Genomic DNA, 26,173 nt, shown 5'->3' on the forward strand with positions numbered 1-26,173 from the left:
CCCTCGAACCCGCCCGGTAGTCTGGACAGGTGAGCATGGACATGGAGCTGGGCCGCGCGAAGCGCGCCCGGCGGGCCTACACGTTCGATGACATCGCGGTCGTGCCGTCGCGCCGCACGCGCAACCCCGAAGACGTGTCGACGGCCTGGTCGATCGACGCCTTCCAGTTCGACATCCCTGTGCTCGGCGCCCCCATGGACTCCGTCGTGAGTCCCGCGACAGCGATCAAGCTCGGCAAGCTCGGAGGCCTCGGAGTCCTCGACCTCGAGGGTCTGTGGACGCGATACGACGACCCTGAGCCGCTCCTCGCCGAGATCGCGTCGCTGAACGACGGTGACGCGACGAGGCGGATGCAGCAGCTCTACTCCGAGCCGATCAAGCCCGAGCTCGTGCGCGACCGTCTGGCCGAGATCCGCGCGGGCGGCGTCACCGTCGCCGGCGCCCTGACGCCGCAGCGCACGCAGGAGCTGTACGAGACCGTGGTCGCGGCGGGTGTCGACCTCTTCGTCATCCGCGGCACGACCGTATCGGCGGAGCACGTCTCGAGCGTCGACCAGCCGCTCAACCTGAAGAAGTTCATCTACGACCTCGACGTCCCGGTCATCGTGGGCGGCGCGGCGACGTACACCGCCGCGCTGCACCTCATGCGGACGGGAGCCGCGGGCGTGCTCGTCGGGTTCGGCGGCGGCGCGGCGTCGACGACGCGTGCGACGCTCGGCATCCACGCGCCCATGGCGACGGCGGTGTCGGATGTCGCGGGCGCGCGCCGCGACTACCTCGACGAGTCGGGCGGGCGCTACGTGCACGTCATCGCCGACGGCGGCGTGGGCACGTCGGGCGACATCGTGAAGGCGCTCGCGATGGGTGCCGACGCCGTCATGCTCGGCGTGGCGCTCGCGCGTGCGACGGATGCCCCCGGCCGCGGCTATCACTGGGGCCCGGAGGCGCACCACGCGAAGCTGCCGCGCGGCCACCGCGTCAAGGTGAAGCAGGTCACCGATCTCGAGGCGCTCCTGTACGGACCCGCGCCCGTCGCGGACGGCACCGCGAACCTCGTCGGGGCGCTCAAGAAGTCGATGGCGACGACGGGCTACTCCGACCTGAAGGAGTTCCAGCGCGTCGAGGTCGTCGTCGCGCCCTACGGCGCCGGATGACCGATCCCGCCGGACCGGTGACGGCAGGCGACGCCGAGCCGGAGGTCTTCCCGCCCACACTCCGCGAGGTCATGCTGCGGCCGCGGTGGCTCGCGCTCCTCGGCCTGTGCCTCGTGGTCGCGGGCGTCTTCGCGTGGCTCGGCCAGTGGCAGCTCGGCCGCGCGATCGACACGACGCCCGCCCCGCCCGGGTCCACCGAAGAGGTGCGCCCGATCGCCGACGTCGTGGCGCCGGGGGAGTACCTCGCGGGGCCGCTCGTCGGGCAGCGCGTGACCGCGACCGGAACATGGGTGCCCGGCGACTTCATCGTGGTCTCGTCGCGCTTCAACGACGGCGAGGAGGGCTACTGGGTCACCGGCCAGCTCCGCATCGCCGACGCCGAGACCCCGACCTCGGTCGCCGTCGCGATCGGGTGGGCGGTGACCGAAGCCGACGCGCGGGCGGCGATCGAGGAGCTCGAGGCGGAGGCCGCGGCCCCCTTCACGAATCCGTTCGCGGTCACCGGCCGGCTCATCTCCGACGAGGGCCCCGCCCCGCCGCCGCGCGGCGCCGACCCGCAGACGATGACGCGGATGTCGCCGGCGGCGCTCCTGTCGCGGTGGCACGACACCGAGGGGCTCGACGTCTACCGCCCGTACCTCGCGGCCGAGATCGCGCAGGGCGGGCTCGTCGACATCTCGTCGCCGGCGCCCGAGGACGGCTCGGACCTCAACTGGCTCAACATCTTCTACGCCGTCGAGTGGGCGGTGTTCGCGGGCTTCGCCTTCTACCTCTGGTACCGACTCGCGCGCGATGCGTGGGAGCGCGAGCTCGAGGAGTTCGAAGAGGGCGAGGGCGAGGCGGAGTAGTGCTGCGCGCGGCGACGCTTCGACAGGCTCAGCGACCGTGGGATGGCTCAGCGACCGTGGGGATGGGGCGGGCGACTCCTTCGCCCGGACGCTGAGCGAGCGCAGCGAGACGAAGCGCCCCCGCGAGACGGTTATGCCGGCGTCGCCGCGAGCAGCGCCTTGGCCGACACCGACCGGCGCCGCGATACCGCGAGCAGGGTCGCGGCGAACGCGAGCAGCGACCAGATCGCGAGTCCCGCGAGGCCCGCCCCGACGCCCGAGGCCTCGGTCAGCGCGCCGAGCATCGCGTTGTAGGCCGGCGCGGTCGGCAGCACGCCGGCGAGGCTCGAAAGCACCCCCGGCACCGTCGACACGATGCCCGTCGCCACGGCGAGCACGCCCACGAGCGCGGCGATCCAGCGGCCCGCGCCGCCGAACACCGCGACGAGCGCCTGGTTCACGGCGGCGAACGCGACACCTGCGGCGACGCAGATCGCGGCGAAGATCGACCATTCCGCGAGGTCGTACGACGCGGCGAGCTGCACGACGCCCGCGACGAGCAGACCCTGCAGGGCGCCGAGCCCCGCGGCCGGCGCGAACGTGCGCAGCGCGAGCAGCGCGGACGGCGCGCGCGACGTGAGCGTGCGCCGCGTGACCGCCTGCAGCGCGACGAACGTGCCGAGTCCGCCGAACCAAAGCGCGAGCGTCGCGAGCAGCGGGACCGCCGAAGCGCCGAACAGCGAGGTGCCCACGCCCTCCGCCTCGACCGGGGCCGCGACGACGTCGGCGAGGCTCGTCGCCTCGGAGTCGGTGTACGAGGGGAGCGAATCGGATGCCGTGGCCAGCCCGTCCGCGAGCTGGACGGTGCCGTCCGACAGCTGTGCGATGCCGTCCGCGAGCGAGGTCGCACCGTCGCCCGCCTGCCTCGTGCCCTCGGCGAGCTGCCCGGCACCGCCTGCGAGCTGCGCAGCCCCTGACGCCGACTGGTCGATGCCGCCGGCGAGCTGCGAGAGGCCGCCCGCGAGGCTCGCGACGTTCGAGCCGATCGTGCGGAACTCCGTCGCGAGCTCGGCCGGTGCCTGATCGGCGAACGCCTCGAGCCCGATCGAGGTCGCCGCCGCGTCGGTGGCGGTCGTCACCGCGGTCGCCGCGGCGGTCCCCGTCTCCGCTGCGGTGCTCCCGACCGTCGCCGCCGCCGTGGCGAGGTCCGCGCAGAAGGCCGCGCCGCTGACCGCCGGGTCGCATTGCTGGGCGAGCGCCCCGAGCGTCTGGGCGGCGGGGGCGAGCGACTGCGCGGCGCCGCCGAGCGCGGCCGCGGCATCCGCTGCTCCGCTCCTCGACGCGGCCGCATAGTCGAGCAGCTGCTGCGGAACGATGCCCTTCGCCTCGAGGTCGGCGGCGCCCTGGTTCACCCCGGCAGCGAGCTGGGAGGCGCCCGACGCGGCCTCGCGCGTCTTGCCGGCGATCGTCGACAGGCCGGACTGCAGCTGGCCGGCACCGGTCTGAAGGTCGTCGGCGCCGCTCGCGAGCTGCGGGAATCCGTCGGCGAGAGACCGGGCGCCGGAGGCCGCCTCGCCCGCGCCGTCGGCGAGCTCCCGCGCGCCTTGGGCGGCGCTTCCGAGCTCGTCGCCGAGGGTCGTGAACCCGAGGAAGACGTTCTCGAGGTAGACCGCCGACAGCTCCTGGCCCATGAGCGAGGCCGCCGCCTGCGTCACCTGCGCCGTGATGGCGTCGTCGACGATGAGCGAGTCGGGAGCGGTCTCGACCTCGATCGTCGCGCGCTCGGGCGTCTCGCCCGGCTGTGTGGAGGTCGCCGCCGCGGAGAAGTTCGACGGGATCGTCACGACCGCGGCGTACGTGCCGTCGGCGAGGCCGTCGGCCGCGTCATCCGCGTTGGAGATCGTCCACGAGAGGTTGCTGTCGATCTCGTCCGAGCCCTCCACGAGCCCGGCGGTGAGCTGCCGACCGAGCGGCACGATCTGGCCGTCGATCGTCACCGGGTCGTCCTCGTTCACGATCGCGGCCGACATCGCGTCGAGGCGCTCGGCCGGGTTGTACAGCGCGGCGACGAGCACGCCGCCGATCACGACGGGCAGCAGCAGCACGCCGATGAGCGTCAGCCACGTCACAGGTCGGCGCGCACGCGCGCGCTCGATGGGGAGGTTCATGCGGTCACCTCGGGGTTCAGAGCGGAAGACGAGCGGTCGAGGTCGAGGACGTCCGCATTCGGACGGCGGGCCTCGGCGAGAAGCGATTGGGCCGCGGCGGGGTCGGATGCCGCGACCACGACGGTCACCGGAGCGGCGTCACGCAGCACGGCGGCCGCGCGGTCGCGCTCGGGTCCGGGGGCGATCGCGTCGGCGCCGTCGATCACGACGAGGCGCGTGCCGCCGCGGACGGCGTCGCGCAGTTCGGCCACGGGGTCGTCTGCGCCGGCGAGCGATGCGACGCCCACGTGCGCGCGCACCCACGGGGCGCGACCGGGCAGCAGGTGGCCCGCGACGCGGAGGCGCCCCTCGGTCGGATTGAGGCGGCCCGCGATCGTGAGGAGCAGAGCCGTGCTCGCGCGGGCGTCGGACGAGGTGACGATGAGCGACTCGCCGGGCTCGACGCGGAGGGCGACGCCGCGGAAGATCGCGATGTCGTCGGCGCTCACGCCGAGGTCCTCGGCGACGACCGCGGCCGTCGTGTTCGGCTCGGGCCAGTCGGCGAGCGAAAGCTCGCGCTCGACGGCCTCGCCCTCGATGTCGAAGTGGGGGAGCATGCGGTCGAGCCGGCGCGGCATCCACCATGCCTTGTCGCCGAGGAGCGTCATGACCGCCGGGACGAGGGTCATGCGCACGAGGAACGCGTCGACCGCGATGCCGACCGCGAGTCCGAGTGCGATCGGCTTGATCGACGAGTCGCCTTCGGGCACGAAGGCCGCGAACACGGCGAACATGATGACCGCCGCGGCGGTGACGACGCGGGCCGACGCCGTGAATCCGGACCGCACCGCGCCGATCGCGGTCGCGCGGTCGGCCCGCCCGCGGCGGGCGCGCGACGCGTGCACGTAGTCCTCGCGCATGCGCGACACGAGGAACACCTCGTAGTCCATCGCGAGGCCGAACAGCACGCCCATGAGGATGATCGGCATGAACGAGATGACCGGCCCGGTGCGCGTGACGTGCAGGAGGTCCGCGCCCCAGCCCCACTCGAAGACCGCGGCGACGACGCCGAACGCGGCGACGACCGAGAGCAGGTAGCCGAGCGCCGCCTTGATCGGCACCCAGATCGAGCGGAACACGACCATGAGCAGAATCAGCGAGAGGCCGACGACGAACAGGCCGAAGGGCAGCAGTGCGGCGCCCAGTCGGTCTGAGATGTCGATGCCGACGGCGGTGAATCCGGTGACCTTCAGCTCGACGCCGTATTCGTCTTCCAGCTCGACGGCGAGCGCGCGCAGATCGCGCACGAGCTGCGCCGTCGCGGGGTCGTCCGGCGCGGTCTCGGGCACGATCTGGATGAGGCCCGTGTCGGCGGTCTCGTTCGGGGTCGCGAGCGCGACCTCCTTGACGCCGTCGACCTTCTCGACCTCGGCGGCCAGGTCGTCCATGAGCCCGAGCGGGTCGGTCGAGGTGACGATCGTGCCGGTCATGATGAGCGGGCCGTTCGAGCCCGGGCCGAAGTGCTCGGCCGTCAGATCGTAGGCCTGGCGGGCTTGGCTCGAGGGCGGCTGAACGCCGGCGTTCGGCAGCGCGAGCGCGAGGCTCGAGGCGGGCACGGCGAGTACGCCGAGGCCGACGACGACGGCGATGGTGGTGACCAGCGGATGCCTCGTCACGAGCATCACCCACCGGTTCGGGCGCTTCGCGGCGAATCCCCGCGGTCGCTCGGTGGCCGGGTCGGGGCCGAGCTCGGTGACCTCCGTCTCCGGTCGCTGAGCCTGTCGAAGCGTCGTCGACCCCCGCCTCGGCCCGAACCCGGCCCTCAGCGCTCGGTGCCCCCACCCCGCGACGCGCCCCTTCGCGAAGCCGAGGAGGGCCGGTGTCAGGGTCACGGCGACGGCGACGGCGATCGCGACCGCCACTGCGGCGGCGATGCCCATCGTCGTCAGGAACGGGATGTTCGCGAAGGCGAGACCGATGAGCGCGATGAGCACCGTGACGCCCGCGAACACCACGGCGGAGCCGGCGGTGCCGGTCGCCCGGGCGGCCGACTCCTCGGGTTCGACGCCCGCGCGCACCTGGTCCTGGTGCCGGGCGACGATGAACAGGGCGTAGTCGATGCCGACCGCGAGCCCCAGCATGATCGCGAGCATGGGGGTGGTCGACGAGATCGAGGCGAACGCGGTCGACACATAGATGAGCGCGATCGCGAGCCCGACGCCGATGAGGGCGCTCACCAGCGGGAACCAGGCGACCGCGAACGACCGGAACGTCACGATGAGGACGAAGAGAGCGATGAGCACGCCGACGGCCTCGGTGATCGACAGGGTCGGAACGGAGATCGAGAAGAGGTCGCCGCCCATGGCCACGCGCGAGCCGTCGGGCAGCTCGGCTCGCAAGTCTGCGGCGACGTCCTGCAGCGCGGTCTTCGTCTCGGCGGGCACGTCGGTCGTCTGACCGTCGAACTGAAGCCGGACGATCGCCGCTTCGCCGTCGTCGGACACCATGCCCGAGACCATCTCGTCGAACGGGTCGGTGACCGCGAGCACACCGTCGAGGTCGGCGAGCTCATCGACCGCATCCGCGATGGCCGACGCGTACGGCTCGTCGGACACGTGAGCGCCGTCGGCGGTCACCAGCACGAGCTGGGCGCTGGTGCCACTCGCCTGCGGGAAGGTGCGGTCGAGCAGCTCGATGCCCTCCTGCGCCTCGGTGCCGGGGATCGTGAAGGTGTTGTCGGTGCCCTTCATGAACAGGAGGGCCGCGCCGCCTGCGATGAGAAGCAGGACCACCCACGAGACGAGGACGCGCCACGGGCGACGGTACGACCAGCGCCCGAGGGCGTACAGAAGGGTGGACAAGAGCGCCTCCGTGCGAATCGATCAGGATGCATGGATACAGCGCTGTATCGGATACACGAGTGTATCGTAGGACGAACAACGCCCCGTAACCCGGGAAGTTCGTGTGAACATGGTCGAGAGGAGGCCGCATGACCGACACCCGAGTCGCGGGCGGCGCCACGACCACCCGTCGGCGCGAGACGACCCGCCGGCGACTGCTCGATGCGGCGGCGCAGGTCTTCGCCGAGGTGGGGCTGGACGCGGCATCCGTCGAGGCCATCTGCGATCGCGCCGGCTTCACGCGCGGTGCCTTCTACTCCAACTTCGAGACCAAGGACCAGCTCTTCCTCGAGCTCGCCGGCGAGGTCGCGCTCGACCGGGTGGAGGCAGTCCGTCGGCGCATCGCCGAGCTCGATCGAGAGGGAGCCTTCGCGGATCTCCCCGCCAACGCGTTCGCGATCGTGCAGGACGTGCTCGACGTGTCGGCTGACGATCGGCTCAGCATCCTGCTCATGAGCGAGATCCGCATCCACGCGCTGCGCAACCGCGAGCTCGCCGCCGCGTACCTCGCGCAGGACGAGGAGATGCGCCGCGCGATCGCGCGCATCATCGACGACATCGGCCGCACGAAGACAGTCCGGTTCCGGCTGCCCTCCGATCAGGTCGCGCGACTCATGCTCACCGTCTGGGAGGGTGCGTCGGTGCGCGCGGCGATGGCGGGCCTCGACTACGCGGAGATGTGCCGCCGCACGAACGAGGAGCTCGCGCGCGTCGCGCAGCTGCTCATCGAGGTCTGACCCGGGGGCGTCACCGCGCGGACTCGGCGAGCACCTCGTGACAGCGGGCGAGCCGGTCGATCCACCAGGATCGGCGATCGGCGGATGCCGCGAACTCGTCGAGCATCGCCGGGTCGGGTGTCACGCGACCGACCGGCAGCACACCGCGCTCCGGTCGCGACGACGGGGATGCCACGTCGGCTGCGAGCAGGGACGCGGTGCCGAGCCCGCAGTCGTAGGGCAGCTCGGGCAGCGCGGCGGCGAGGGCCGTGCCCATCGCGAGCCCGACCGAGGTGTCGAGTGCACTGGAGACGACGGCGGGAAGCCCCGCTTCGGCGACGATCTCGAGCGCGCGCCGCACGCCGCCCAGCGGCTGCGCCTTCACGACGAGAAGGTCCGCGGCTCCCGCGCGCGCGACGGCGAGGGGGTCTTCGGCCTTGCGCACGCTCTCGTCGGCGGCGATCGGGATGTCCAGCCGCGCGATGCGGCGCCGCAGCTCGGCGAGCTCTTCGACGGTGGCGCACGGCTGCTCGACGTATTCGAGGTCGAATTCCTCCATCGACCGCACGGCGTGCTCCGCCTCGTCGACGTTCCAGGCCGCGTTCGCGTCGATGCGCACGCGTCCTTCCGGGCCCATCGCCTCGCGGACGGCGCGCACGCGCGCGACGTCGTCGGCGAGCCGCTGGCCCGCCTGCGCGACCTTGACCTTGGCGGTGCGGCATCCGTCGAATCTGGCCAGGACGTCGGGGACGGATGCCGCGTCGACGGCCGGCACCGTGGCGTTCACGGGCACCTCGTCGCGCACCGGGGTGGGCTGCGGATTCCAGCCGTAGTCGATCGCCGCGGCGAGCCACGCCGAGGCCTCGCGGTCGTCGTACTCGGTGAACGGCGAGAACTCGGTCCACCCCTCCGGGCCGTCGAGAAGGAGCGCCTCGCGCACGTCGATGCCGCGGAACCTCGTCGCGAGCGGAAGGGCGACGACGCGGGCGGTCGCGAGGAGGTCGTCGAGGGAGGGGAGCGCGGTCACGAGTCCATCCTCTGGGATGTGGCGCGGCAGAACAATGTGCCCTTGACGATAGTGTGTGTCACACAGTACAGTGTGATGCATGAGCGAATCGGAGGCCCTCGAGACGCACCTGCAGGAGCTGCGCCGCGGCACGGTCGTCCTCGCCTGTCTGCGACTCCTCGAGCAGCCCGGCTACGGCTACGGCCTGCTCGAAGATCTGCAGGCTCGGGGATTCGACACCGACGCCAACACGCTGTACCCGCTCCTGCGGCGCCTCGAGAAGCAGGGGCATCTGACCAGCGAGTGGAACACCGACGAGGCCCGACCTCGCAAGTTCTACCGGACGAGCCCAGCCGGGTCCCGGCTCGCCGCCGTCCTGACCGAAGACTTCCGCGCGATCGCCGCGGCGATCGACGCTTTGCCCGCCGCGGGCACCGACTGATCGGAGACCGACGTGACCATGACCGCTTCCCTCACCGACCGCTACATCGACGCGGCGATGCGCACCTTGCCCGAGCGGCAGCGCGCCGACCTGTCCGCCGAGCTGCGCGCCTCGATCGAAGACCAGATCGACGCGCGCGTCGAAGCCGGCGAGCCTCGCGAGGCCGCCGAGTACGCCGTGCTCACCGAGCTCGGCGACCCCGAGGTTCTCGCCGCCGGCTACACCGACCGACCGCTGTGGCTCGTCGGCCCGCGCTACTTCCTCGACTGGTGGCGACTGCTCAAGCTTCTGCTCGCGATCGTGCCCGTGTGCGCCGCATTCGGCGTCGCCCTCGGCCAGACCCTTTCGGGCGCGACCATCGGCGAGGTCATCGGCTCGACCGTGGCCGTCCTCTTCCAGGTCATCGTGCACATCGCGTTCTGGACCACCCTCGTGTTCGTCGTGCTCGAGCGCTCCGGCCATGCGCCGATGAACACGGCGACGTGGAGTCCCGACCAGCTCCCCGAGCCGCGCCCCCGGGGTGCCGGTCTGGGCGATCTCATCGGCAGCCTCGTGTTCCTCGCGATCACCGTCGGCGTCGTCCTGTGGGACCACTTCATCGGGCTGGCCCCGCTGCACCCCGGTCTGTCGTTCCTCGACGACGGCCTGTGGCCGTGGTGGATCACGGGCCTGTTCGTGATCATGGGGCTCGAGGCGCTGCTGGCCGTCGCGGTCTACGCGGCGCGCGGGTGGACGTACGCCCTGGCCGTCTTCAACGGCATCCTCAACGCCGCGGTCGCCTTGCCCGCCATCTGGCTGCTCTTCGAGGGCCGGCTCATCAACCCCGAGTTCTGGCCCACCGTGGCCGGCGACAGCGGCGCGGAGGTGCACGGCGTCCTGTCGGTCATCGTCGGCTTCGTGATCGCGGGCATTGCGATCTGGAGCACCGCGGACGGCGTGATCAAGGCGGCCCGCGGCCGGAACTAGGCTGGCGGCATGGTCTCCGACTTGTTCGACGCGGCCGAGTGGGTCGTCGCCCCGGGCGCCGACGACTACACCGACATCACCGCCCATGTCTCGACCGACGGACGCATCGCCCGCATCGCGTTCGACCGACCTGAGGTGCGCAACGCGTTCCGCCCGCACACGGTCGACGAACTCTACCGGGCCCTCGACATCGCGCGGCAGGACCCGCGCATCGGGGTGGTCCTGCTGACGGGCAACGGCCCGAGTCCGAAAGACGGAGGATGGGCGTTCTGCTCGGGCGGAGACCAGCGCATCCGCGGCCGCGACGGCTACAAGTACTCGGAGTCCGACGATTCGGTCGTCGAGCCGGCGCAGCGAGTCGAGACGGCCGCGCGTGCCGGCCGCCTGCACATCCTCGAGGTGCAGCGTCTCATCCGTTTCATGCCGAAGGTCGTCATAGCGGTGATCCCGGGGTGGGCGGCGGGCGGCGGGCACTCGCTGCACGTGGTGTGCGACCTGTCGATCGCATCCGCCGAGCACGGGCGGTTCAAGCAGACGGATGCCGACGTCGGCTCGTTCGACGCGGGCTACGGGTCCGCGTACTTCGCGCGGCAGATCGGGCAGAAGCTCGCTCGCGAGGTGTTCTTCCTCGCCGAGGAGTACTCGGCGCAGCGCGCGTACGAGATGGGCGCCGTCAACCGCGTCGTGCCCCACGCCGACCTCGAGCGCGAGGCGGTCGCGACGGCCCGCACGATCCTCACGAAATCGCCGACCGCGATCCGCATGCTCAAGTTCGCGTTCAACGCCGTCGACGACGGCCTCGTCGGTCAGCAGGTGTTCGCGGGCGAGACGACGCGCCTCGCCTACGGCACCGACGAGGCCGTCGAGGGTCGCGACGCGTTCCTCGAGAAGCGCGAGCCCGACTGGTCGCCCTATCCGTGGTACTTCTGATGCCGCGATGAGACTCGAACCCGTCGTCGGCGACGACCCGCGCGAGATCCTGCGGGGTCTGCGCGCAGCCCTGCACGGCGCCGGCCCCGCCATGGGCCTGGGGCTCGTGCACGACGCGCCCGGTCAGGTGCGTGCGGGCACCGCCGTCGTCGTCACGACCTCGGGATCGACGGGCATCCCCAAGAGCGTCATCCTCAGTCGCGACGCCCTCACGGCGAGCGCGCTCGCGACCTTCGAGCGCATCGGCCAGGGTGCGTGGCTGCTCGCGCTCCCGGCCGCTTATGTCGCCGGGTTGCAGGTGCTCGTCCGCTCGATCGTGGCGGGGCGCGAGCCGGCGCTCCTCGCGGGCACGTTCACGCCGCAGGCGTTCGCCGCGGCGGCCGCGACGATGGCGTCGACCGAGCGCGGAGAGCGCATTCCGACGTACACGTCCCTTGTGCCCGCGCAGCTCACGAAGCTCCTCGATGCCGCCGACGAAGACCGCGCGGTGCTCGCCGCGCTCCGGTCGTTCGAGCGCATCCTCGTGGGCGGGCAGGCGCTTCCGCCGGCGACCCTCGAGCGCGCACAGGCCGCCGGCGCGCGCATCGCGCGCACGTACGGCTCGACCGAGACGAGCGGCGGATGCGTCTACGACGGCCGCCCGCTCGACGGCGTCGGCATCGCGATCGTCGACGGCGAAGTACGCCTCTCGGGCCCGACGCTCGCCGACGGCTACTTCGGCGACGCCGAGATGACCGACGCGGTGTTCCTGCGCGACGCGAACGGCGTGCGGTGGTACCGCACGGGCGACGCGGGGCTCATCGAGGACGGCGTACTCCGCGTGCGCGGGCGCCTCGACAACGTCATCGTGTCGGGCGGCATCAACATCTCCCTGGATCGCGTCGAACGGATCGTGCGGTCGGTGCCCGGTCTTGCCTCCGCTGTGGTCGTGGGGGTTCCGGATGCCACGTGGGGTGAGGCATCCGTCGTCGTCGCATCGCGGGGGGAGGCGCTGCGCCGCAGCGAATCCGTCCAGCTCGAGGCGGCGCGGGCGGCGGTCGAGGCCGAGATCGGTCCGCACGCGCGGCCGTCTCGGCTCGTGCTCGTCGACGAGCTCGCGATGCTGCCCTCGGGCAAGCCCGACCGCGAGGCCATCCGTCGCGCGGTCGCGGCGCTGCACTGACGCGACGCGACACGCTCGGGTCGCCCGCGCTCGACGGCGATTGTCTCCGATGGTAGAAAATGGAGCGAATCCTCAGCTGACAGGAGCGGTGTGCCCAAACGCGTCGACCACGATCAACGACGAAAGGAGATCGTCGAGGCCGCGTGGCGCCTCATCGCGCGAGGGGGATTCGAAGCGGCAACGATGCGTGAGATCGCCGCGGAGGCGGGATACGCCAACGGTGCGCTGAAGTACTACTTCACGAGCAAGGACGATCTGCTCGCAGCCGCCTTCCAGCACACCTTCTATCGGATCAACGAACGCGCGGCGCACACGATCGGAGATCGCACGGGCATCGAGGCGATCCGCGCGCTGTGCCTCGAAATGCTGCCGCTGGACGCGGAGCGACAGGTCGAGTCGCGCGTCGCCGTGGCGTTCTGGGACCGGGCGGCGTCGAGCAAGCCGCTCATGAAGATCCACGCCGATGCGTTCGCGATCTGGCGCAAGTGGATCGAGGACGAGCTCGAGACGGCGCGTCGAGAGGGTCTCATCACGAGCGGCCTGCCGGATCGCACCATCATCGACGCGCTCTTCTTCGTGACGACCGGCATGCGGGTTCTTCCGATGCTCGAGCCCGGCGTCACCCGACCGGAGGTGCAGCTGGAGCTTCTGGACTCCGTACTGTCGCGTCTCGCTTGACACCATCGCGATTTATTTCTACAAATGTAGAAATCAACGGTGATGAAGCGCGAACGGGTCGCACCGGCCGCGCACACGGGCGGAGCGCATGGACGCGATGTTCTTCTTGCAGCAGACCCTCAACGGGTTGAGCTTCGGCGCGCTCCTGTTCCTCGTCGCCAGCGGGTTCACGCTCGTGTTCGGGCTCATGCGCATCTCGAACCTCGCCCACGGCGGTTTCTATATCGTGGGCGCGTACGTGGCGCTCACGACGGTCGCACTGACCGCCAACTTCTGGTTCGGGCTGCTGGCGGGCGCGCTCGCCGCGGCCGTCGTCGGCTTCGCCGTCGAACGCGGCCTGCTGCGACGTGTCCGCAACCGCGAGATGCCCGAAGTCCTCGTCACCGTCGGTGTGCTCTTCGTCATCGCCGATCTCGTTCTGGCGATCTTCGGCGGCGACCCGAAGTCGGTCGGATTGTCGGGCGCACCGCGGGGAGCGCTCGTCGTCGGCGACTTCGCGTATCCCTGGTATCGGCTCTTCATCATCGGCGTCACGCTGGTGATCGGCGTCGGCATGTTCCTGCTCCAGCGCTACACGCGTATCGGGGCGATCGTGCGCGCCGGTGTCGACAATCGCGAGATGACGGTTTCGGTGGGGATCAACGTCGACCGCGTCTTCACGGGGGTCTTCGTGTTCGGGGCGGCCCTCGCCGGGATCGCCGGAGCGATCGGCTCAGGTCTGCTGAGCCTCAACCCGTCGTCGGGAACCGAGATCCTCCTGTTCGCGATGGTGGTCGTCATCATCGGGGGTCTCGGCAGCATCCCCGGCGCGGCCATCGGCGCCGCGTTCATCGGGCTCGTCGACGCCTTCGCGAAGGTGTGGCTGCCGGAGTTCTCGTACTTCACGGTCTTCGCGCCCATGGCGCTCGTGCTCGTCTTCCGCCCGTATGGACTCCTTGGACGGCCCGCATGAACCGCGTGCACCTCACCCGACGACAGTTGACGACGCTCGTCGTCGTGGGCGTGCTGCTCATCGCCGCGATCGTCCTGCCGTATGTCGCGACGAGCTACTACGTCACGATCGCGACGCTGGTGCTCGCATCCGCCCTCCTCGCGTCCAGCGTCAACATGCTGGCGGGCGATGCGGGACTCTACTCGCTCGGGCACGCGGGCATCGCGGCGGCGGCCGGGTACGGCCTCGCATGGTCGTCGCGGCAGGGGATGGGCCTCGCTGCTCAGCTGGGCATGGCGCTGCTGCTCACGCTCATCGCGAGCGTGATCTACGGCCTGATCTCGATGCGGACGTCGGGTGTCTTCTTCCTCATGGTGACGCTGGCCGCGGGGATGATCTGCTTCGGGATGGCGTATCGCTGGTCGTCGGTCACCGGTGGCGACAACGGGCTGACCGGCATCCGTCGCCCGGAGCTGCTGTCGGAGTACTGGCAGTACTACTTCTTCGTGCTCGCGGTGTTCGTGATCGCGACCCTGGCGTTGCGCGGCCTGTCCGCGTCGCCGTTCGGCCTGACGTTGCGCGGCATCCGCGACAGCCAGACGCGCATGCGCAGTCTCGGCTACAGCGTGCCCGCGTACAAGTTCGCGGCGATGGTGCTCTCGGGCCTGCTCGCCGGCGTCGCCGGGGTGCTCCTCGTGTGGCAGAACGAGTTCGTCAGTCCCGCGTCGTCGAGCTTCCAGGCATCCGCCCTCGCGCTCGTCATGGTCGTGCTGGGCGGCGTGGGCCGCACGTTCGGGCCGCTCATCGGCGCGACCGTCGTGGTGCTCATCCAGCAGGTGCTCAGCACGTACGTCGACCGGTGGCCGACCGTCCTGGGCGTCCTGTTCATCGTCGTCGTGATCGTCAAGGAGAGCGGCGGCGTCCGACGACTCCGCGAAATGCTTCAGCGTCGCCGGCCGTCTGCGCCGGCGCGTCCCACACCGGAATACTGAGGAGGCAAGGCAATGCGATCAACTCAACGGCGAGGATTGCGATTCGCCCTCGCGACCACGGTCGCGGTGGCCGGGCTCGTGGTCGCCGGATGCGCCCCGTCGAGCTCGCTGTCCGACGACGGCGGCGGCGGCGACGCATCGACGGGAGGAGAGGTCTTCAAAGTCGGCGTGCTCGCGCCCATGACCGGCTTCGTCTCGGCGATCGGCACCGACCTCAAGCAGGGTTGGGAGCTTTATTGGGAGCAGAACGGCGACACCGTGGGCGTGTTCACCGTCGAGACGGTGCTCGAGGACGACGCGAGCAGCCCCGACACGGCCCTCGCGAAGGCCACGCGCCTCGTGACGGAGGAGAAGGTCGATGCCGTCGTGGGGCCGGTTCTCGCGAACCAGGCGCTCGCGGTCGCCGACTACCTCGACCAGGAAGGCGTCGTCAACCTGGCGCAGTCGTCGGCCGACGACATCACGCAGCGCGAGTTCAGTCCGCTCGTGCTCCGCACGGGAGCTCTCGCGGGCAGCCAGACGACATTCCCCGGCGGCCAGTGGGCATACGACGAGGGATATCGCACGGCCGCGACCCTTTGCGTGGACTACGCGTTCGGCTGGGAGAGCTGCGGCGGATTCGTGAGCGCGTTCGTCGACGCGGGCGGCACGGTGCCCTTGCAGCTCTGGTACCCGGGCGACGCGACCGACCTGAGCACGTACGTCACGCAACTCGTGAACGCGGACGTGGACGTGATCTTCGCGGGCACGGCGGGAGGCACCGACAGCTCGAACTTCCTGCGATCGGCGGCCGACTTCGGGCTGCTCGAGAAGACCCCCGTCCTGGCGAACTGCTGCACGCTCGACCAGGCGATCCTCGAAGACGTCGGAGACATCGCGCTCGGCATCAAGTCGGTGGCCTACTACGCCGAGGGTGCACCGCAGGTCGCCGACTTCGTCGAGGCCTTCGAGGCGAAGTACGGCATCATCCCGTCGGTCTACGCCTTCGGCGCCTACGCGACGGCGCAGATGCTCGCCGCCACCCTCGCCGGACTCGATGAGAAGGTCACCGGCGAAGAGCTGGTCGCCGCGATCAAGTCCGCCGATCTGTCCGACAGCCCGTGGGGCAAGGTCAGCTTCGACGACTACAACAACCTCGTCGCGCCCGTGCTCGTCCGGGACGTCGTCGCGCGCGACGACGGCAAGCTGTGGAACGTCGAGATCGGAGAGTTCCCCGACGTGAGTCAGTTCTGGACGTTCGACCCCGAGGAGTTCCTCGCGAGCCCGCCGTTCTCGACCACACGGACAGGTCAATGACGGATGTCTCGACCGACGGCTCTCCGCCGGCGCCCGTCGCCGGCGGAGAGCCCGACCTGAGGCTGGACGGCGTCGCCAAGCGCTTCGGCGGGCTGACCGCCGTCAACGGCGTCACGCTCGAGCTGCCGCCAGGTGGCCGGCTCGCCGTGATCGGCCCGAACGGCGCGGGGAAGACGACGCTCTTCCGGCTCATCGCCGGTGAGTACCGGCCGACGGCCGGGCGCGTGTACCTCTTCGGCGAAGACGTCACGCGCGTGAGCGAACGTGCCAGGGCTCGCCGCGGCATCGCGCGCACGTTCCAGGTGTCGAACCTCTTCGAGCAGCTGAGCGTCTTCGAGAACGTGTGCATCGCCGCGCAGGTCGGCACGGCGCGCGCCCGCAGCGTGTGGGGACGCGTCGGCCCGCGGGCGCGATTCGGCGAGGAATCCGTCGCGGTGCTCGAGCGGGTCGGGCTCGGCTCGCGACTGGACGACCCGGTGCACGAGCTTTCGCACGGAGAGCAGCGGCAGCTCGAGATCGCCGTCGCGCTGGTGCGGATGCCCCGGCTCCTGCTGCTGGATGAGCCGGCCGCGGGTCTCTCCGCTTCGGAGCGGCTCATGCTGCGGGGTCTGCTGGAGACGATCCCGCGCGAGACGAGCGTCGTGCTCATCGAGCACGACATGACGCTCGCTCTCGAACTCTCGGACACGGTGCTGTGCATGGACAACGGCGTGCCCCTCGCGTACGGCACTCCCGACGAGATCCGCGCCAATCCGGCCGTTCAGGCCGTCTACCTCGGAAGGCGGGACTGAGTGGTGCTGACGGTTCGCGACCTGCACGCGGGCTACCGCACGGCCCGCGTGCTCAACGGTGTCGACCTCGAGGTCGCCGACGGCGAATCCGTCGCGCTCATGGGCCGCAACGGCATGGGCAAGACGACGTTGCTGCGTGCGATCAGCCGACTCTCACCGCCGGTCGTCTTCTCCGGCAGCGTCGTGCTGGACGGCGTCGAGCTGCTGCAGACGCCGCCGCACCGCGTCGCCGAGGCGGGAAGCAGCCTCGTACCGCAGGGGCGCCAGGTGTTCGGGAGCCTGACTGTGCGCGAGAACCTCTCGATCGTCCCGCGCCCGCGGGATCGCGAGGCGTGGACGGTCGAGCGTGTCTTCGACCTGTTCCCACGCCTCGAGGAGCGTGAGCGCGCCGTCGCGCGCACGCTCTCGGGCGGCGAGCAGCAGATGCTCGCGATCGGTCGCGCGCTGATGTCGGGACCGAAGCTCCTGCTCATGGACGAGCCGTCCGAGGGACTCGCCCCGGCGGTGCTGCGCGTGATCGGCGAACGGCTCCAGGAGCTTCGCGCGACGGGACTCTCGGTGCTCGTCGCCGAGCAGAACGTCGACTTCGCGATGTCGCTGAGCGATCGCGTCCTGATCCTCGGCGAGCACGGGTCGATCGTCTGGACCGGCTCACGAGCCGACCTGATCGCCGACCCGGCGCCGATCCACCGCCACCTGGGGCTGTGACCCGGGCCGGCGACGAACCACGCATCAGAAGGAGGAGGGTGGCGATGCCACGGATGGAGTTGATCGAGCTCGACGAGAGCAAGGCCGACTGGCTGCCGTACGCACCGGCGATCAAGGTGCACCCCGGCTCGGAGTACGTCTTCCTGTCGGGGGCGATCCAGCCCGACGACGAGACAGAACTGCCGGACGAGATCCGCGAGCAGGTGAGGTTCGTCATGGGGCGGCACACCGAGGCGCTCGCGGCTCACGGCCTGACCTGGGACGACGTCGTCCATGTCTACGAGTTCCTCACCGACATGCGCGACACCGTCGACGTGCACATCACGATGGCGGAGTTCACGGGCGACTCGGGCTGGAAGCCGGCGAACACCCTCATCGGGGTGAACGCGCTCGGTCGTCCGGGCGCGCGGTTCGAGCTGGATGTCATCGCGGTGCGCACCACCGCGTGAAGGAAGGAGTGAAGACATGACACCCACGCAGGTGAGAGTGCCCGAGACGGATGCCGCGCCCTTCCCCGCCGCCGTCGCGACGGGCGGCGACGAGACGTTCTTCTGGATGTCGGGTGCGACGGCGATCCCGCTGTACCACCACCACCCGCACGTCGACGAGGAGTGCGTGCTGCCGGACGACATCCGCGAACAGACCCGCCGCGTGCTCGCGACGTTCGACGAGGTTCTCGAGTTCAACGGGCTCGGCTGGCGCGATGTCGTGAAAGTCGCGCAGTTCCTCACGGACCTGCGCGATCACGACATCGTCCAGGAGGCGGTCACCGCGCACCTCGCGCAGCACGGTGCGGCGCCGTCCACGGTGGTCGTGGGCATCAACGCGCTCAGCGCGCCGGGTGCTCGCCTGGAGCTCGAAGTGGTGGCCGTGCGGCCTATGGAGGAGGAGTCGTGATCGAGCAGTCGACCATCGCGGGGCACGCGCCCGCCGTCGTCGTCGGGGGTCCTGCGGGGCTCGTGTTCCTTTCGGGCATCCGCCCCGAGGCATCCGCCGGTTCCCCGCCGCCACTGGATGTGCGCGCGCAAGCCGAGCTTGCGGCCGACCGGCTCCGGGCGGTGCTCGCGGCTCGGGGGCTGTCGTGGGAGAACGTCGCGAAGACGCTCGTCTACGTCACCGACATCAGCGAGCTCGGGGTTGTGCGCGACGTGCTGGCGGAGCGGTTCGGAACGCAGTGGCGCCCGGCGTTCACGGTCGTGCAGGTCGACAACCTGCCGACACCCGGAGCACGTGTGCAGCTCGATGTGACCGCGGCCGGCTGACGCCGTCGCGCATCACTCCTCGCCCGAGAACCACTCCGGCGCCTCGACGACGCAGAACCGGTTGCCCTCGGTGTCCTCCATCACGACGTAGTCGGCGCCGGGAGGGTATCCGTCCCAGTCGACGTCGCGCGCGCCGAGCGAGCGCAGTCGCTCGAGTTCGGCCTGCTGGTCGGATGCGTACAGGTCGAGGTGCAGGCGCGGCGGATAGTGCTGCGGGTAGCCGGTCTTCGACAGCGCGATCGACGCCCGGCCGTGGCGGCCCTCGGGCGGGTCGAGGATGACCCAGTCGTCGCTCGGCTCGCGGCGGTTGACGTATCCGAGGGCCGCGCGCCAGAAGGCGCCCGCGCGGGCGATGTCCTCGACGGTGAGCACGGTCGTTCCGATTTCGAGCATGGGGCCATTCTCCGGCGGGCGTGGGACAAGTGCCAGGTCGTGCGCTCACTAGGATGTGGATTCGTGGCAGGTACCAAGAGCAAGCACCGCAAGCGCCCCGGCCCGAAGAAGCAGCCGCCCCGCGGGAATCCTCAGAAGGCGCACGCGCCGCGCGATCCGCGACGCGTCGAACCTGCCTCCTTCCGCGACTGGGTGGGTGCCGCGCGGCTGCGCACGCTCCCGCTCGCCGTGACGCCGATCCTGATCGGCACGGGCGCCGCGCTCCTCGTCGATCGCGCCTTCCACTGGGTGCTCGCACTCGCGTGTCTCGCGGTCTCGGTCAGCCTGCAGATCGGCGTCAACTACGCGAACGACTACAGCGACGGCGTCCGCGGCACCGACGACCACCGCGTCGGTCCGGCCCGCCTCACCGCCAGCCGCAAGGCGAAGCCGCGCACGGTGCTCACCGCCGCGCTCGTCTTCTTCGGGATCGCCGCACTCGCGGGCCTCGCGATCACGATCCGCACGCAGCAGTGGTGGCTCATCGCCGTGGGCGTCGCAGCGATCCTCGCTGCGTGGTTCTACACGGGCGGCAAGCGTCCGTACGGTTACTACGGCTTGGGCGAGCTCTTCGTGTTCGTGTTCTTCGGGCTCGTCGCGACCGTCGGCACGACCTGGGTGCAGGTGCAGTCCATTCCGCAGGAGGCATGGTTCGGCGGCGTCGCCGCGGGCCTCCTCGCGTGTGCCGTGCTGCTCGCGAACAACCTCCGCGACATCGAGCAGGACCGCGCCGCCGGCAAGCGCACCCTCACCGTGCTCATCGGTCGCCGCGCGACGCAGGTGCTGTTCACGATCTTCGTGCTCGTGCCGTTCCTCATCGCCGCCTGGCTCGCGGTGTTCTACGTCATCGCGTGGCTGTCGATGCTCGCGCTGCTCGCGGCCCTGCCCGCGATCCTCATCGTGTGGACCTACCGTCAGCCGCGGGAGCTCGTCGTGGCGCTCGGACTCACGTCGCTCACGTCGCTCGCGTACGGCGGGTTCCTGCTGTGGGCGTTCGTCGGATAGCGCGTCGTCAGGACTGAGGACGGTCCTGCGCGGCATCCGTCGTCGATCCGGCGTCGGGGCCGGGCAGCGCGCCGTCTTCGACCTCTTCGTCGGAGCGCTCGTCCTTCGACCGCGCGCGGCGCTCGGCGAGACCCGTGGTCACCTCGTCGAGGGGACGGCGGAGGAAGATCATCGAGAGGCTCAGACCGATGAGCGCGGCGAAGATCGCCGACAGCCAGTAGTACTCGCGCATGATCGGGATGAGCATGAAGATCCCGAACGGCACGAAGAACGCGAGCAGGCGCAGCACCGTGTAGACGAGGACGGAGCGCGTTCGCATGCCTCCATCGTAGTTCGCCGGCCCCCGGCCACCCGTCGCCGGGAGGCTGGGCGGAGCCTGAGGGGTTCACGACGGTTCCATCACGACCGGCCACTTCCGGCCCCGCGCGCCTAGGATGGAAGACGTGACGAGGGTGCTGCTGATCGGGGCTTTGCTGGCCGCCGTGTTCTGGGTGTACAGCATCGTCGACTGCGCCATCCAGCCGCCGACCAAGCACCGCGGTGTGAGCAAGCCCGTGTGGATCCTCATCGTCGTGATCTTCCCTGTGCTGGGCGGCATCCTGTGGTTCGTGATCGGGCGTGCGCGAGCGTCGCAGATGGTCGCGCCCCGCGCTCCCGACGACGACCCGGAGTTCCTGGGCCGCATCGGCTCGATCTCCGACCAGGACGAGCGCATCCGACGCCTCGAAGAGGAGCTCGCGCAGCTCGACGCCGAGGCCGACGACCCGCGCTGGAGCACCCCGATCACCCCGGTCACCCCGCCGGCAGAGCCGCCCGCCGCGAGCCCGCCGACGCGCGGCACCGAGCCCGCCGTCGAGCGGCCGACGGATCGCCCAGGCGACGGCGAGGACGACCCGCGCGGCCACCGCGGCGCGATCTCCTGACGTGAGCGACGACCCCGAAGCCGTCGGTGAGCCCGGCGCTCCCGGCGACGATCCGCTCGCGGCGACGACACGCGGGGTCGAATCCCCGGCGACGGATGCCGCAGCCGCCCTCGTCGGAGCACTCGTCGAACGGGGCATCCGCCATATCGTGGTGAGCCCCGGCTCTCGATCGCAGGCGCTCGCGCTCGTCGCAGCGGAGCTCGAGCGCCGCGGTGCGATCCGCCTGCATGTGCGCATCGACGAGCGGGTCGCGGGGTTCACCGCGCTCGGGATCGGGCGTGAGACGCGGATGCCGGCGGCCGTCGTCTGCACGTCGGGCACCGCCGCCGCGAATCTGCTCCCCGCCGCACTCGAGGCGCACCACGCGGGCGTGCCGCTCCTGCTGCTGACGGCGGACCGCCCGCCCGAACTGCGCGGAGTGGGCGCCAACCAGACCACGCGGCAACCCGGCATGTACTCGCCGAACGTGCGTTACGAGGCCGACCTCCCCGTGCCCGACGTCGTCGATCCCGATGGAGCGTCCGAGCAGAGCGCCATGCTGCGCGCGGTCGCCGCCGAGGCGGTCGATGCGGCGCTCGGCGTCGGCACGCGCTCGCCGGGGCCGGTGCACCTCAACCTCCCGTATCGGGAACCGCTCGGCGGCGATCTTCCGTCGTGGCTCGCGGTCCACTCGGCCGAGCTCGCGACCGAGGAGCACGTCGACTTCGACGCGGCGCCGGTCGCCCCCGACCTCGCCGACGAGCCGTCCGGTGCGCTGTACCAGGGCGGCGGGGGCATCGGCGAAGCCGACGTCCCGCCCGACCCCGACGGCCCGTTCGTCCTCGAGCGTGGACGTCGCACGATCGTGCTGGCCGGCGCCGACGCCGGACCGGATGCCGAGGCCCTCGCGCACGCGGGCGGGTGGCCCCTCGTGGCCGAGATCGTGAGCGGCGCGCGGTTCGGGCGGAATCTCGTGCACGGCTACCGCGCGCTCGTGGCCGACCCCGAGCTCGGCGGTCGCGTCGAGCGCGTCGTCGTGTTCGGGCATCCGACCCTCGCGCGCGAGACGGCCGCGCTCCTGGCGCGCGACGATGTCGAGGTACTCGCCGTGCGCGGACCGGGGGAGCCCCTCAACCTCAACGGCGCGACCGTCGCGATCGACGAGGTCGCGGTCGCGACCGGAGAGACGGATCGCGAGTGGCTGGGCGCGTGGATGCGCGCGTCGCGCGCAGCATCCGTCGATCTGTCTCCTCCTGCTCCGGATGCCGCCGGCCTCGCGTCGACCGTGCCGAGCGAGCGGCTCGGGGCGATCTCGTCGGAGCTCGAGGTGCTGCGGGCTCCGATCGACAGGCCCGCGCTCGTCGACGCGGTGTGGCGTGCGACGTGGCCGCACGACCGGCTCGTGTTCGGGTCGTCGCGGCTCGTGCGCGTGGCGGATGCGGTGCTCGGCGGCAAGCGCGTGCCCGTGCACTCCAACCGCGGACTCGCGGGGATCGACGGTACGGTCGCGACCGCCATCGGCATCGCGCTCGCGAGTCAGGCGGGCGGGCGCCCGGGTGTCACGCGCGTGCTGCTCGGCGACCTCGCCGTGCTGCACGACGTCGGCGCGCTGCTGCTGCCGCCGCACGAGGACGAGCCGCGCATCCAGGTCATCGTCGGCAACGACGGAGGCGGCACGATCTTCGACGGGCTCGAGGTGGCGGCGGTCGCGGGCGACGAGGCGATGGACCGCGTGCTGTACACGCCGCACGGCGTGCGCCTCGAGCATCTGGCGCTCGCGTACGGCTGGGAGTACCACCGCGTGACGACCCGGTCGGCGCTGGATCAGGTGCTCACGGCGCCTGCGGGAGGACGGCAGCTCATCGAGGTGCCGCTCGAGCGCTGACGTACGCCAGTATGAACCCATGACAGCGACGAGCCAGCGCTATTGGGACGCCGACGCCCGCGAGATCCTGCGGGTCGGCGAGGGATTCGTGCTCACGGGCGTCGATCCGGATGCCACGCCCGGGTACTCCGGCGACAAGGAGCAGTCCGCCGAAGACCTCGCCGCCGGCGCCGAAGAGCTGAGCGAGCTGCAGGAGCGCCTGTACGCGCAGAGCCGCGTCGACGCGACGGATGCCTCGGTGCTGCTCGTGCTGCAGGCGATGGACTCTGCGGGCAAGGGCGGCATCATCCGGCACGTCGTCGGCTCGGTCGACCCGCAGGGCATCGCGCTCACGTCGTTCAAGAAGCCGACGCCCGAGGAGCTCGCGCACGACTTCCTGTGGCGTGTCGAGAAACGGGTGCCCGAGCCCGGCTTCATCGGCGTCTTCGACCGCTCGCACTACGAGGATGTGCTCATCGGGCGCGTGCGCGAGCTCGCACCGCCCGAGGAGATCGAGCGGCGGTACGGCGCGATCAACGACTTCGAGAAGCGATTGACGGATGCCGGGACCCGCATCATCAAGGTCATGCTGCACATCTCGTACGAAGAGCAGCGCGAGCGCCTCATGGAGCGGCTCGACCGCGCCGACAAGCACTGGAAGTACAACCCGGGCGACGTCGACGAGCGCGCGCTGTGGCCGCATTACATGAGCGCGTACCAGACGGTGTTGGAGCGCACGTCGACCGAATACGCCCCGTGGCACGTGGTCCCGGCGAACCGCAAGTGGTACGCGCGGCTCGCGGTGCAGGCGCTGCTGCTGGAGGCGCTCGAAGACATCGACCCGCAATGGCCCGCCGCGACGTTCGACATCGCCGAGGAGAAGAAGCGCCTGGCGGCGACGTAGCGCCGCCCCGGAACGGCCTAAGGCACGATCCCGCGCGCGGCCCATGCGGTGGCCGAGAGGCGGAGCGGACCTTCGCCGATCAGCTCACGCGCACGCTCGCGTACGGCTGCGACGGTGTCGTCGTCGAATCCCGCGAGCTGCCCCGCCGTCGACCCGATCCCGAGCGTGTGCGGCTGCCACCACTCGTCGAAATCGGGGTGCTCGACCTCGACCATCAGTTCGCTCTCCGCGACGTCCAGGCATCCCGCATCCGCGAACAGGTCGACCAGATCTCCCCGGCTCGTGCCGGGCCGTGGGGCCGGCGGCCGCCTGTCGGTCACCTCCTCGACCGCGCGCAGGAACGGCGAGTACGGGCCGCGCGCGTTCTCGAGATCCCACACGCACGCCGCGACGACGCCGCCGGGACGCGTGACGCGCACCATCTCGCGGGCGCCGGCTGCGGCATCGGTCATGAAGTGGAAGACGAGCTCCGCGAGCGTCGCGTCGAACAGGTCGTCGTCGAAGGGGAGTGCCTCAGCCGTGCCGTGCCGCACGTCGGCCCAGTGGAATCGGGCCGCGGTCGCCTCGACGAACTGCGGCGACGGATCGACCGCCGCGACCTCGGTCTGTCCGAACCGGCGGACCAGCACCTCCGTGAGGGCGCCCGTGCCGCACCCGACATCGAGGGCGCGGCCCGTCTCGGAGAGCTGCGCGAACTCGACCAACACCTCGGCGAGCGGGCGCGAGTACCGGCCCATGAATCCGTCGTAAGCCTCTGCCGCCACCGCGTCGAACGACATGGCGGCAGTGTAGGCCGGTTCGCGCCAATCGCGAATCGGAAAGTACTTGCGTGGACAAGTACTTGATGTGATACAGTACTTGCCATGACACAGGACGACGCCTTCTCGGCCGACCTGCTGCGCGGCCACACCGACACGATCGTGCTCGGTGTGCTGCGTCGCGGCGACCGGTACGGCTTCGAGATCTACAAGACCATCCGCGATGCGACGGGCGGCGAGCACGAGATCAAAGAAGCCACTCTCTACGCGACCTACCGCCGGCTCGAGAAGGACGGCCTGGTGGAGTCCTACTGGGGCGATGAGACCCAGGGCGGCCGCCGCAAGTACTACCGCATCACCGACGCGGGCCGGGCGGTCTACGGCGACAACGTCGCAGCGTGGGTCGCCACCCGCCGCGTGATCGACTCCCTCCTCGACGTGAAAGACACCGCTGATGACTGAGAACCTCCACATCCACCGACTTCTCGACGAGGCCTTCGCGGGCGTCGAGCTGACCCCCGACACGCAGGACCTGAAGGAAGAGGTGCGCGCGAACCTGATCGCACGCGCCGCTGAGCTGGAGGAGTCAGGCGTCTCACCCGAAGAGGCGGCGCGGCGGGCGGTCGCCGAGCTCGGCGATGTTCGCGAACTGGTGGGCGAGTCGGCCACGGCGACCGAGACGGATGCCGCGGCCCCACGCCGCGGCTGGGACGAGCTCATGCGCCGCCACCGCGTGAAGCCGAAGCCCGGCTTCGTCGTGCGTGCCGTCGTGTGGTCGATCGCCGCCGTCGTCGGCATCACGCTCGGGATCCTCGGTGCGACCGGGGTGCTGCCGATCCCGCTCGGCGCGCAGATCGGCCTCTTCGGGTTCGCCTCGACCGGACTCGCGCTCCTCGTCGGCGACTCGCTGTCGCAGGAGACCACGATGAACCACCCGATGCCGCAGAACCGCGCGGCGGGCTACTTCCTCGCCACGCTGCTCGGGGCGTTCGGGCTCGGGTTCGCGGGTCTCGTCGCCCTCGGCTCGATGCCCTTGTGGGGGATCGTGTTCGCCGCACTCGGGATCATCGCGTCGATCATCCTGTTCGCGTTCCTCCTGGCCAGCCAGACCAACCGTCACAAGGCGTGGACGCGCCAGATGGTCGCGGCCGAGCCGCCCAACCGGTTCGAGCGCGAGCCCGAGACCGCGGCGCGGTTCGGCATCTACACCGCCGTCATCTGGATCGTGACCTTCGGCGTCATCGTGGCGCTCATCTTCACGGTCGGCTGGTGGTGGACGCCTCTCGCGTTCATCGGAGGCTTCGCGCTCATGATGCTCGTGCTCGCGCGGATGCTGTTCGCGTCCGAGAAACGCTGATTCACCCCGGACGCTGAGCGAGGGAGCACCACCCCGGACGCTG

General features: G+C 70.9%; 28 protein-coding genes. 22 read left to right on the forward strand and 6 right to left on the reverse strand.

The window, feature by feature from the left end; genetic code table 11:
• Window positions 1-35 precede the first annotated feature (35 nt).
• Entirely contained in the window at window positions 36-1,154 is a 1,119-nt protein-coding gene (locus VFF97_RS05445) for a GuaB3 family IMP dehydrogenase-related protein (protein WP_325032521.1), read from the forward strand.
• 71 nt (window positions 1,155-1,225) lie between these two features.
• Complete coding sequence (locus VFF97_RS05450) at window positions 1,226-2,002, forward strand: SURF1 family protein (RefSeq protein WP_325032522.1); 777 nt, start codon at window positions 1,226-1,228, stop codon at window positions 2,000-2,002.
• A 131-nt stretch (window positions 2,003-2,133) separates the two neighbouring features.
• On the opposite strand, the gene VFF97_RS05455 is transcribed toward VFF97_RS05450, so the two are convergent.
• Together VFF97_RS05455 and VFF97_RS05460 are read right to left on the reverse strand one after the other, a co-directional pair.
• Window positions 2,134-4,149, reverse strand: a complete 2,016-nt coding sequence (locus VFF97_RS05455) for a YhgE/Pip family protein (protein WP_325032470.1) — start codon at window positions 4,147-4,149, stop codon at window positions 2,134-2,136.
• Window positions 4,146-6,989: an MMPL family transporter gene (locus VFF97_RS05460; RefSeq protein ID WP_325032471.1), complete on the reverse strand. Its 2,844-nt coding sequence runs from the start codon at window positions 6,987-6,989 to the stop codon at window positions 4,146-4,148. Before VFF97_RS05460 ends, VFF97_RS05455 begins: the two co-directional genes overlap by 4 nt.
• A gap of 128 nt (window positions 6,990-7,117) precedes the next feature.
• Between VFF97_RS05460 and VFF97_RS05465 the strand changes: the two genes are divergently transcribed.
• The gene (locus tag VFF97_RS05465) at window positions 7,118-7,765 is read left to right on the forward strand and encodes a helix-turn-helix domain-containing protein (protein ID WP_325032472.1); all 648 of its coding nucleotides are present in this window, start codon (window positions 7,118-7,120) and stop codon (window positions 7,763-7,765) included.
• Between the two features lie 10 nt (window positions 7,766-7,775).
• Here the strand turns inward: VFF97_RS05465 and VFF97_RS05470 are convergent, their stop codons facing one another.
• Window positions 7,776-8,771, reverse strand: a complete 996-nt coding sequence (locus tag VFF97_RS05470; protein WP_325032473.1) for an o-succinylbenzoate synthase — start codon at window positions 8,769-8,771, stop codon at window positions 7,776-7,778.
• Window positions 8,772-8,850: 79 nt separating this feature from the next.
• Between VFF97_RS05470 and VFF97_RS05475 the strand changes: the two genes are divergently transcribed.
• The 13 genes from VFF97_RS05475 to VFF97_RS05535 all read left to right on the forward strand — a co-directional run bounded on the left by VFF97_RS05475 (window position 8,851) and on the right by VFF97_RS05535 (window position 18,908).
• Entirely contained in the window at window positions 8,851-9,192 is a 342-nt protein-coding gene (locus VFF97_RS05475) for a PadR family transcriptional regulator (protein ID WP_325032474.1), read from the forward strand.
• Window positions 9,193-9,210: 18 nt separating this feature from the next.
• Window positions 9,211-10,158: a permease prefix domain 1-containing protein gene (locus VFF97_RS05480; RefSeq protein ID WP_325032523.1), complete on the forward strand. Its 948-nt coding sequence runs from the start codon at window positions 9,211-9,213 to the stop codon at window positions 10,156-10,158.
• A 9-nt stretch (window positions 10,159-10,167) separates the two neighbouring features.
• On the forward strand, window positions 10,168-11,088 hold the full coding sequence (locus VFF97_RS05485; RefSeq protein ID WP_325032475.1) for a 1,4-dihydroxy-2-naphthoyl-CoA synthase: 921 nt from the start codon (window positions 10,168-10,170) through the stop codon (window positions 11,086-11,088).
• Window positions 11,089-11,095: 7 nt separating this feature from the next.
• Window positions 11,096-12,250 (forward strand): AMP-binding protein, encoded by a 1,155-nt coding sequence (locus VFF97_RS05490; protein ID WP_325032476.1) that lies wholly within the window; start codon window positions 11,096-11,098, stop codon window positions 12,248-12,250.
• 90 nt (window positions 12,251-12,340) lie between these two features.
• Complete coding sequence (locus VFF97_RS05495) at window positions 12,341-12,928, forward strand: TetR/AcrR family transcriptional regulator (protein WP_325032477.1); 588 nt, start codon at window positions 12,341-12,343, stop codon at window positions 12,926-12,928.
• A 97-nt stretch (window positions 12,929-13,025) separates the two neighbouring features.
• Complete coding sequence (locus tag VFF97_RS05500) at window positions 13,026-13,880, forward strand: branched-chain amino acid ABC transporter permease (protein ID WP_325032478.1); 855 nt, start codon at window positions 13,026-13,028, stop codon at window positions 13,878-13,880.
• Window positions 13,877-14,851 carry a branched-chain amino acid ABC transporter permease gene (locus VFF97_RS05505; RefSeq protein WP_325032479.1) on the forward strand — a complete coding sequence of 325 codons (975 nt, stop codon included), beginning with the start codon at window positions 13,877-13,879 and terminating at the stop codon, window positions 14,849-14,851. Before VFF97_RS05500 ends, VFF97_RS05505 begins: the two co-directional genes overlap by 4 nt.
• 12 nt (window positions 14,852-14,863) lie before the next feature.
• Complete coding sequence (locus VFF97_RS05510; protein WP_325032480.1) at window positions 14,864-16,147, forward strand: ABC transporter substrate-binding protein; 1,284 nt, start codon at window positions 14,864-14,866, stop codon at window positions 16,145-16,147.
• Window positions 16,144-16,938, forward strand: coding sequence for an ABC transporter ATP-binding protein (locus VFF97_RS05515; RefSeq protein ID WP_325032481.1), 795 nt, complete (start codon window positions 16,144-16,146; stop codon window positions 16,936-16,938). The genes VFF97_RS05510 and VFF97_RS05515 overlap by 4 nt, the downstream gene beginning before the upstream one ends.
• Complete coding sequence (locus VFF97_RS05520) at window positions 16,939-17,646, forward strand: ABC transporter ATP-binding protein (RefSeq protein WP_325032482.1); 708 nt, start codon at window positions 16,939-16,941, stop codon at window positions 17,644-17,646. It begins immediately after the preceding gene.
• Window positions 17,647-17,690: 44 nt separating this feature from the next.
• The gene (locus VFF97_RS05525) at window positions 17,691-18,095 is read left to right on the forward strand and encodes a RidA family protein (protein ID WP_325032483.1); all 405 of its coding nucleotides are present in this window, start codon (window positions 17,691-17,693) and stop codon (window positions 18,093-18,095) included.
• 16 nt (window positions 18,096-18,111) lie between these two features.
• Window positions 18,112-18,543 (forward strand): RidA family protein, encoded by a 432-nt coding sequence (locus tag VFF97_RS05530; protein WP_325032484.1) that lies wholly within the window; start codon window positions 18,112-18,114, stop codon window positions 18,541-18,543.
• On the forward strand, window positions 18,540-18,908 hold the full coding sequence (locus VFF97_RS05535; protein ID WP_325032485.1) for a RidA family protein: 369 nt from the start codon (window positions 18,540-18,542) through the stop codon (window positions 18,906-18,908). Before VFF97_RS05530 ends, VFF97_RS05535 begins: the two co-directional genes overlap by 4 nt.
• A gap of 12 nt (window positions 18,909-18,920) precedes the next feature.
• On the opposite strand, the gene VFF97_RS05540 is transcribed toward VFF97_RS05535, so the two are convergent.
• On the reverse strand, window positions 18,921-19,301 hold the full coding sequence (locus VFF97_RS05540) for a VOC family protein (RefSeq protein WP_325032486.1): 381 nt from the start codon (window positions 19,299-19,301) through the stop codon (window positions 18,921-18,923).
• A 63-nt stretch (window positions 19,302-19,364) separates the two neighbouring features.
• Here VFF97_RS05540 and VFF97_RS05545 point away from each other — a divergent pair, with 63 nt between their 5' ends.
• Entirely contained in the window at window positions 19,365-20,345 is a 981-nt protein-coding gene (locus VFF97_RS05545) for a 1,4-dihydroxy-2-naphthoate polyprenyltransferase (RefSeq protein WP_325032487.1), read from the forward strand.
• 7 nt (window positions 20,346-20,352) lie between these two features.
• On the opposite strand, the gene VFF97_RS05550 is transcribed toward VFF97_RS05545, so the two are convergent.
• On the reverse strand, window positions 20,353-20,664 hold the full coding sequence (locus VFF97_RS05550; protein ID WP_325032488.1) for a DUF4229 domain-containing protein: 312 nt from the start codon (window positions 20,662-20,664) through the stop codon (window positions 20,353-20,355).
• Window positions 20,665-20,779: 115 nt separating this feature from the next.
• Here VFF97_RS05550 and VFF97_RS05555 point away from each other — a divergent pair, with 115 nt between their 5' ends.
• From VFF97_RS05555 to VFF97_RS05565, 3 genes are read left to right on the forward strand one after another with little or no spacing between them, the layout of a single operon-like run.
• Window positions 20,780-21,268, forward strand: a complete 489-nt coding sequence (locus VFF97_RS05555) for a PLD nuclease N-terminal domain-containing protein (RefSeq protein WP_414684225.1) — start codon at window positions 20,780-20,782, stop codon at window positions 21,266-21,268.
• A gap of 1 nt (window position 21,269) precedes the next feature.
• Entirely contained in the window at window positions 21,270-23,132 is a 1,863-nt protein-coding gene (gene menD / locus VFF97_RS05560; RefSeq protein WP_325032490.1) for a 2-succinyl-5-enolpyruvyl-6-hydroxy-3-cyclohexene-1-carboxylic-acid synthase, read from the forward strand.
• Between the two features lie 19 nt (window positions 23,133-23,151).
• The gene (locus VFF97_RS05565) at window positions 23,152-24,015 is read left to right on the forward strand and encodes a polyphosphate kinase 2 family protein (RefSeq protein WP_325032491.1); all 864 of its coding nucleotides are present in this window, start codon (window positions 23,152-23,154) and stop codon (window positions 24,013-24,015) included.
• 17 nt (window positions 24,016-24,032) lie between these two features.
• Here the strand turns inward: VFF97_RS05565 and VFF97_RS05570 are convergent, their stop codons facing one another.
• Entirely contained in the window at window positions 24,033-24,794 is a 762-nt protein-coding gene (locus VFF97_RS05570) for a class I SAM-dependent methyltransferase (protein ID WP_325032492.1), read from the reverse strand.
• Between the two features lie 84 nt (window positions 24,795-24,878).
• On the opposite strand from VFF97_RS05570, the gene VFF97_RS05575 reads away from it, so the two are divergent.
• The gene (locus VFF97_RS05575) at window positions 24,879-25,235 is read left to right on the forward strand and encodes a PadR family transcriptional regulator (protein WP_325032493.1); all 357 of its coding nucleotides are present in this window, start codon (window positions 24,879-24,881) and stop codon (window positions 25,233-25,235) included.
• A complete protein-coding gene (locus tag VFF97_RS05580) occupies window positions 25,228-26,130 on the forward strand; it encodes a permease prefix domain 1-containing protein (RefSeq protein WP_325032494.1) in 903 nt (300 codons plus the stop codon). Before VFF97_RS05575 ends, VFF97_RS05580 begins: the two co-directional genes overlap by 8 nt.
• Window positions 26,131-26,173: the final 43 nt, after the last annotated feature.

The sequence above is a fragment of the Microbacterium sp. genome (assembly GCF_035687345.1).
GTDB lineage: Bacteria > Actinomycetota > Actinomycetes > Actinomycetales > Microbacteriaceae > Microbacterium.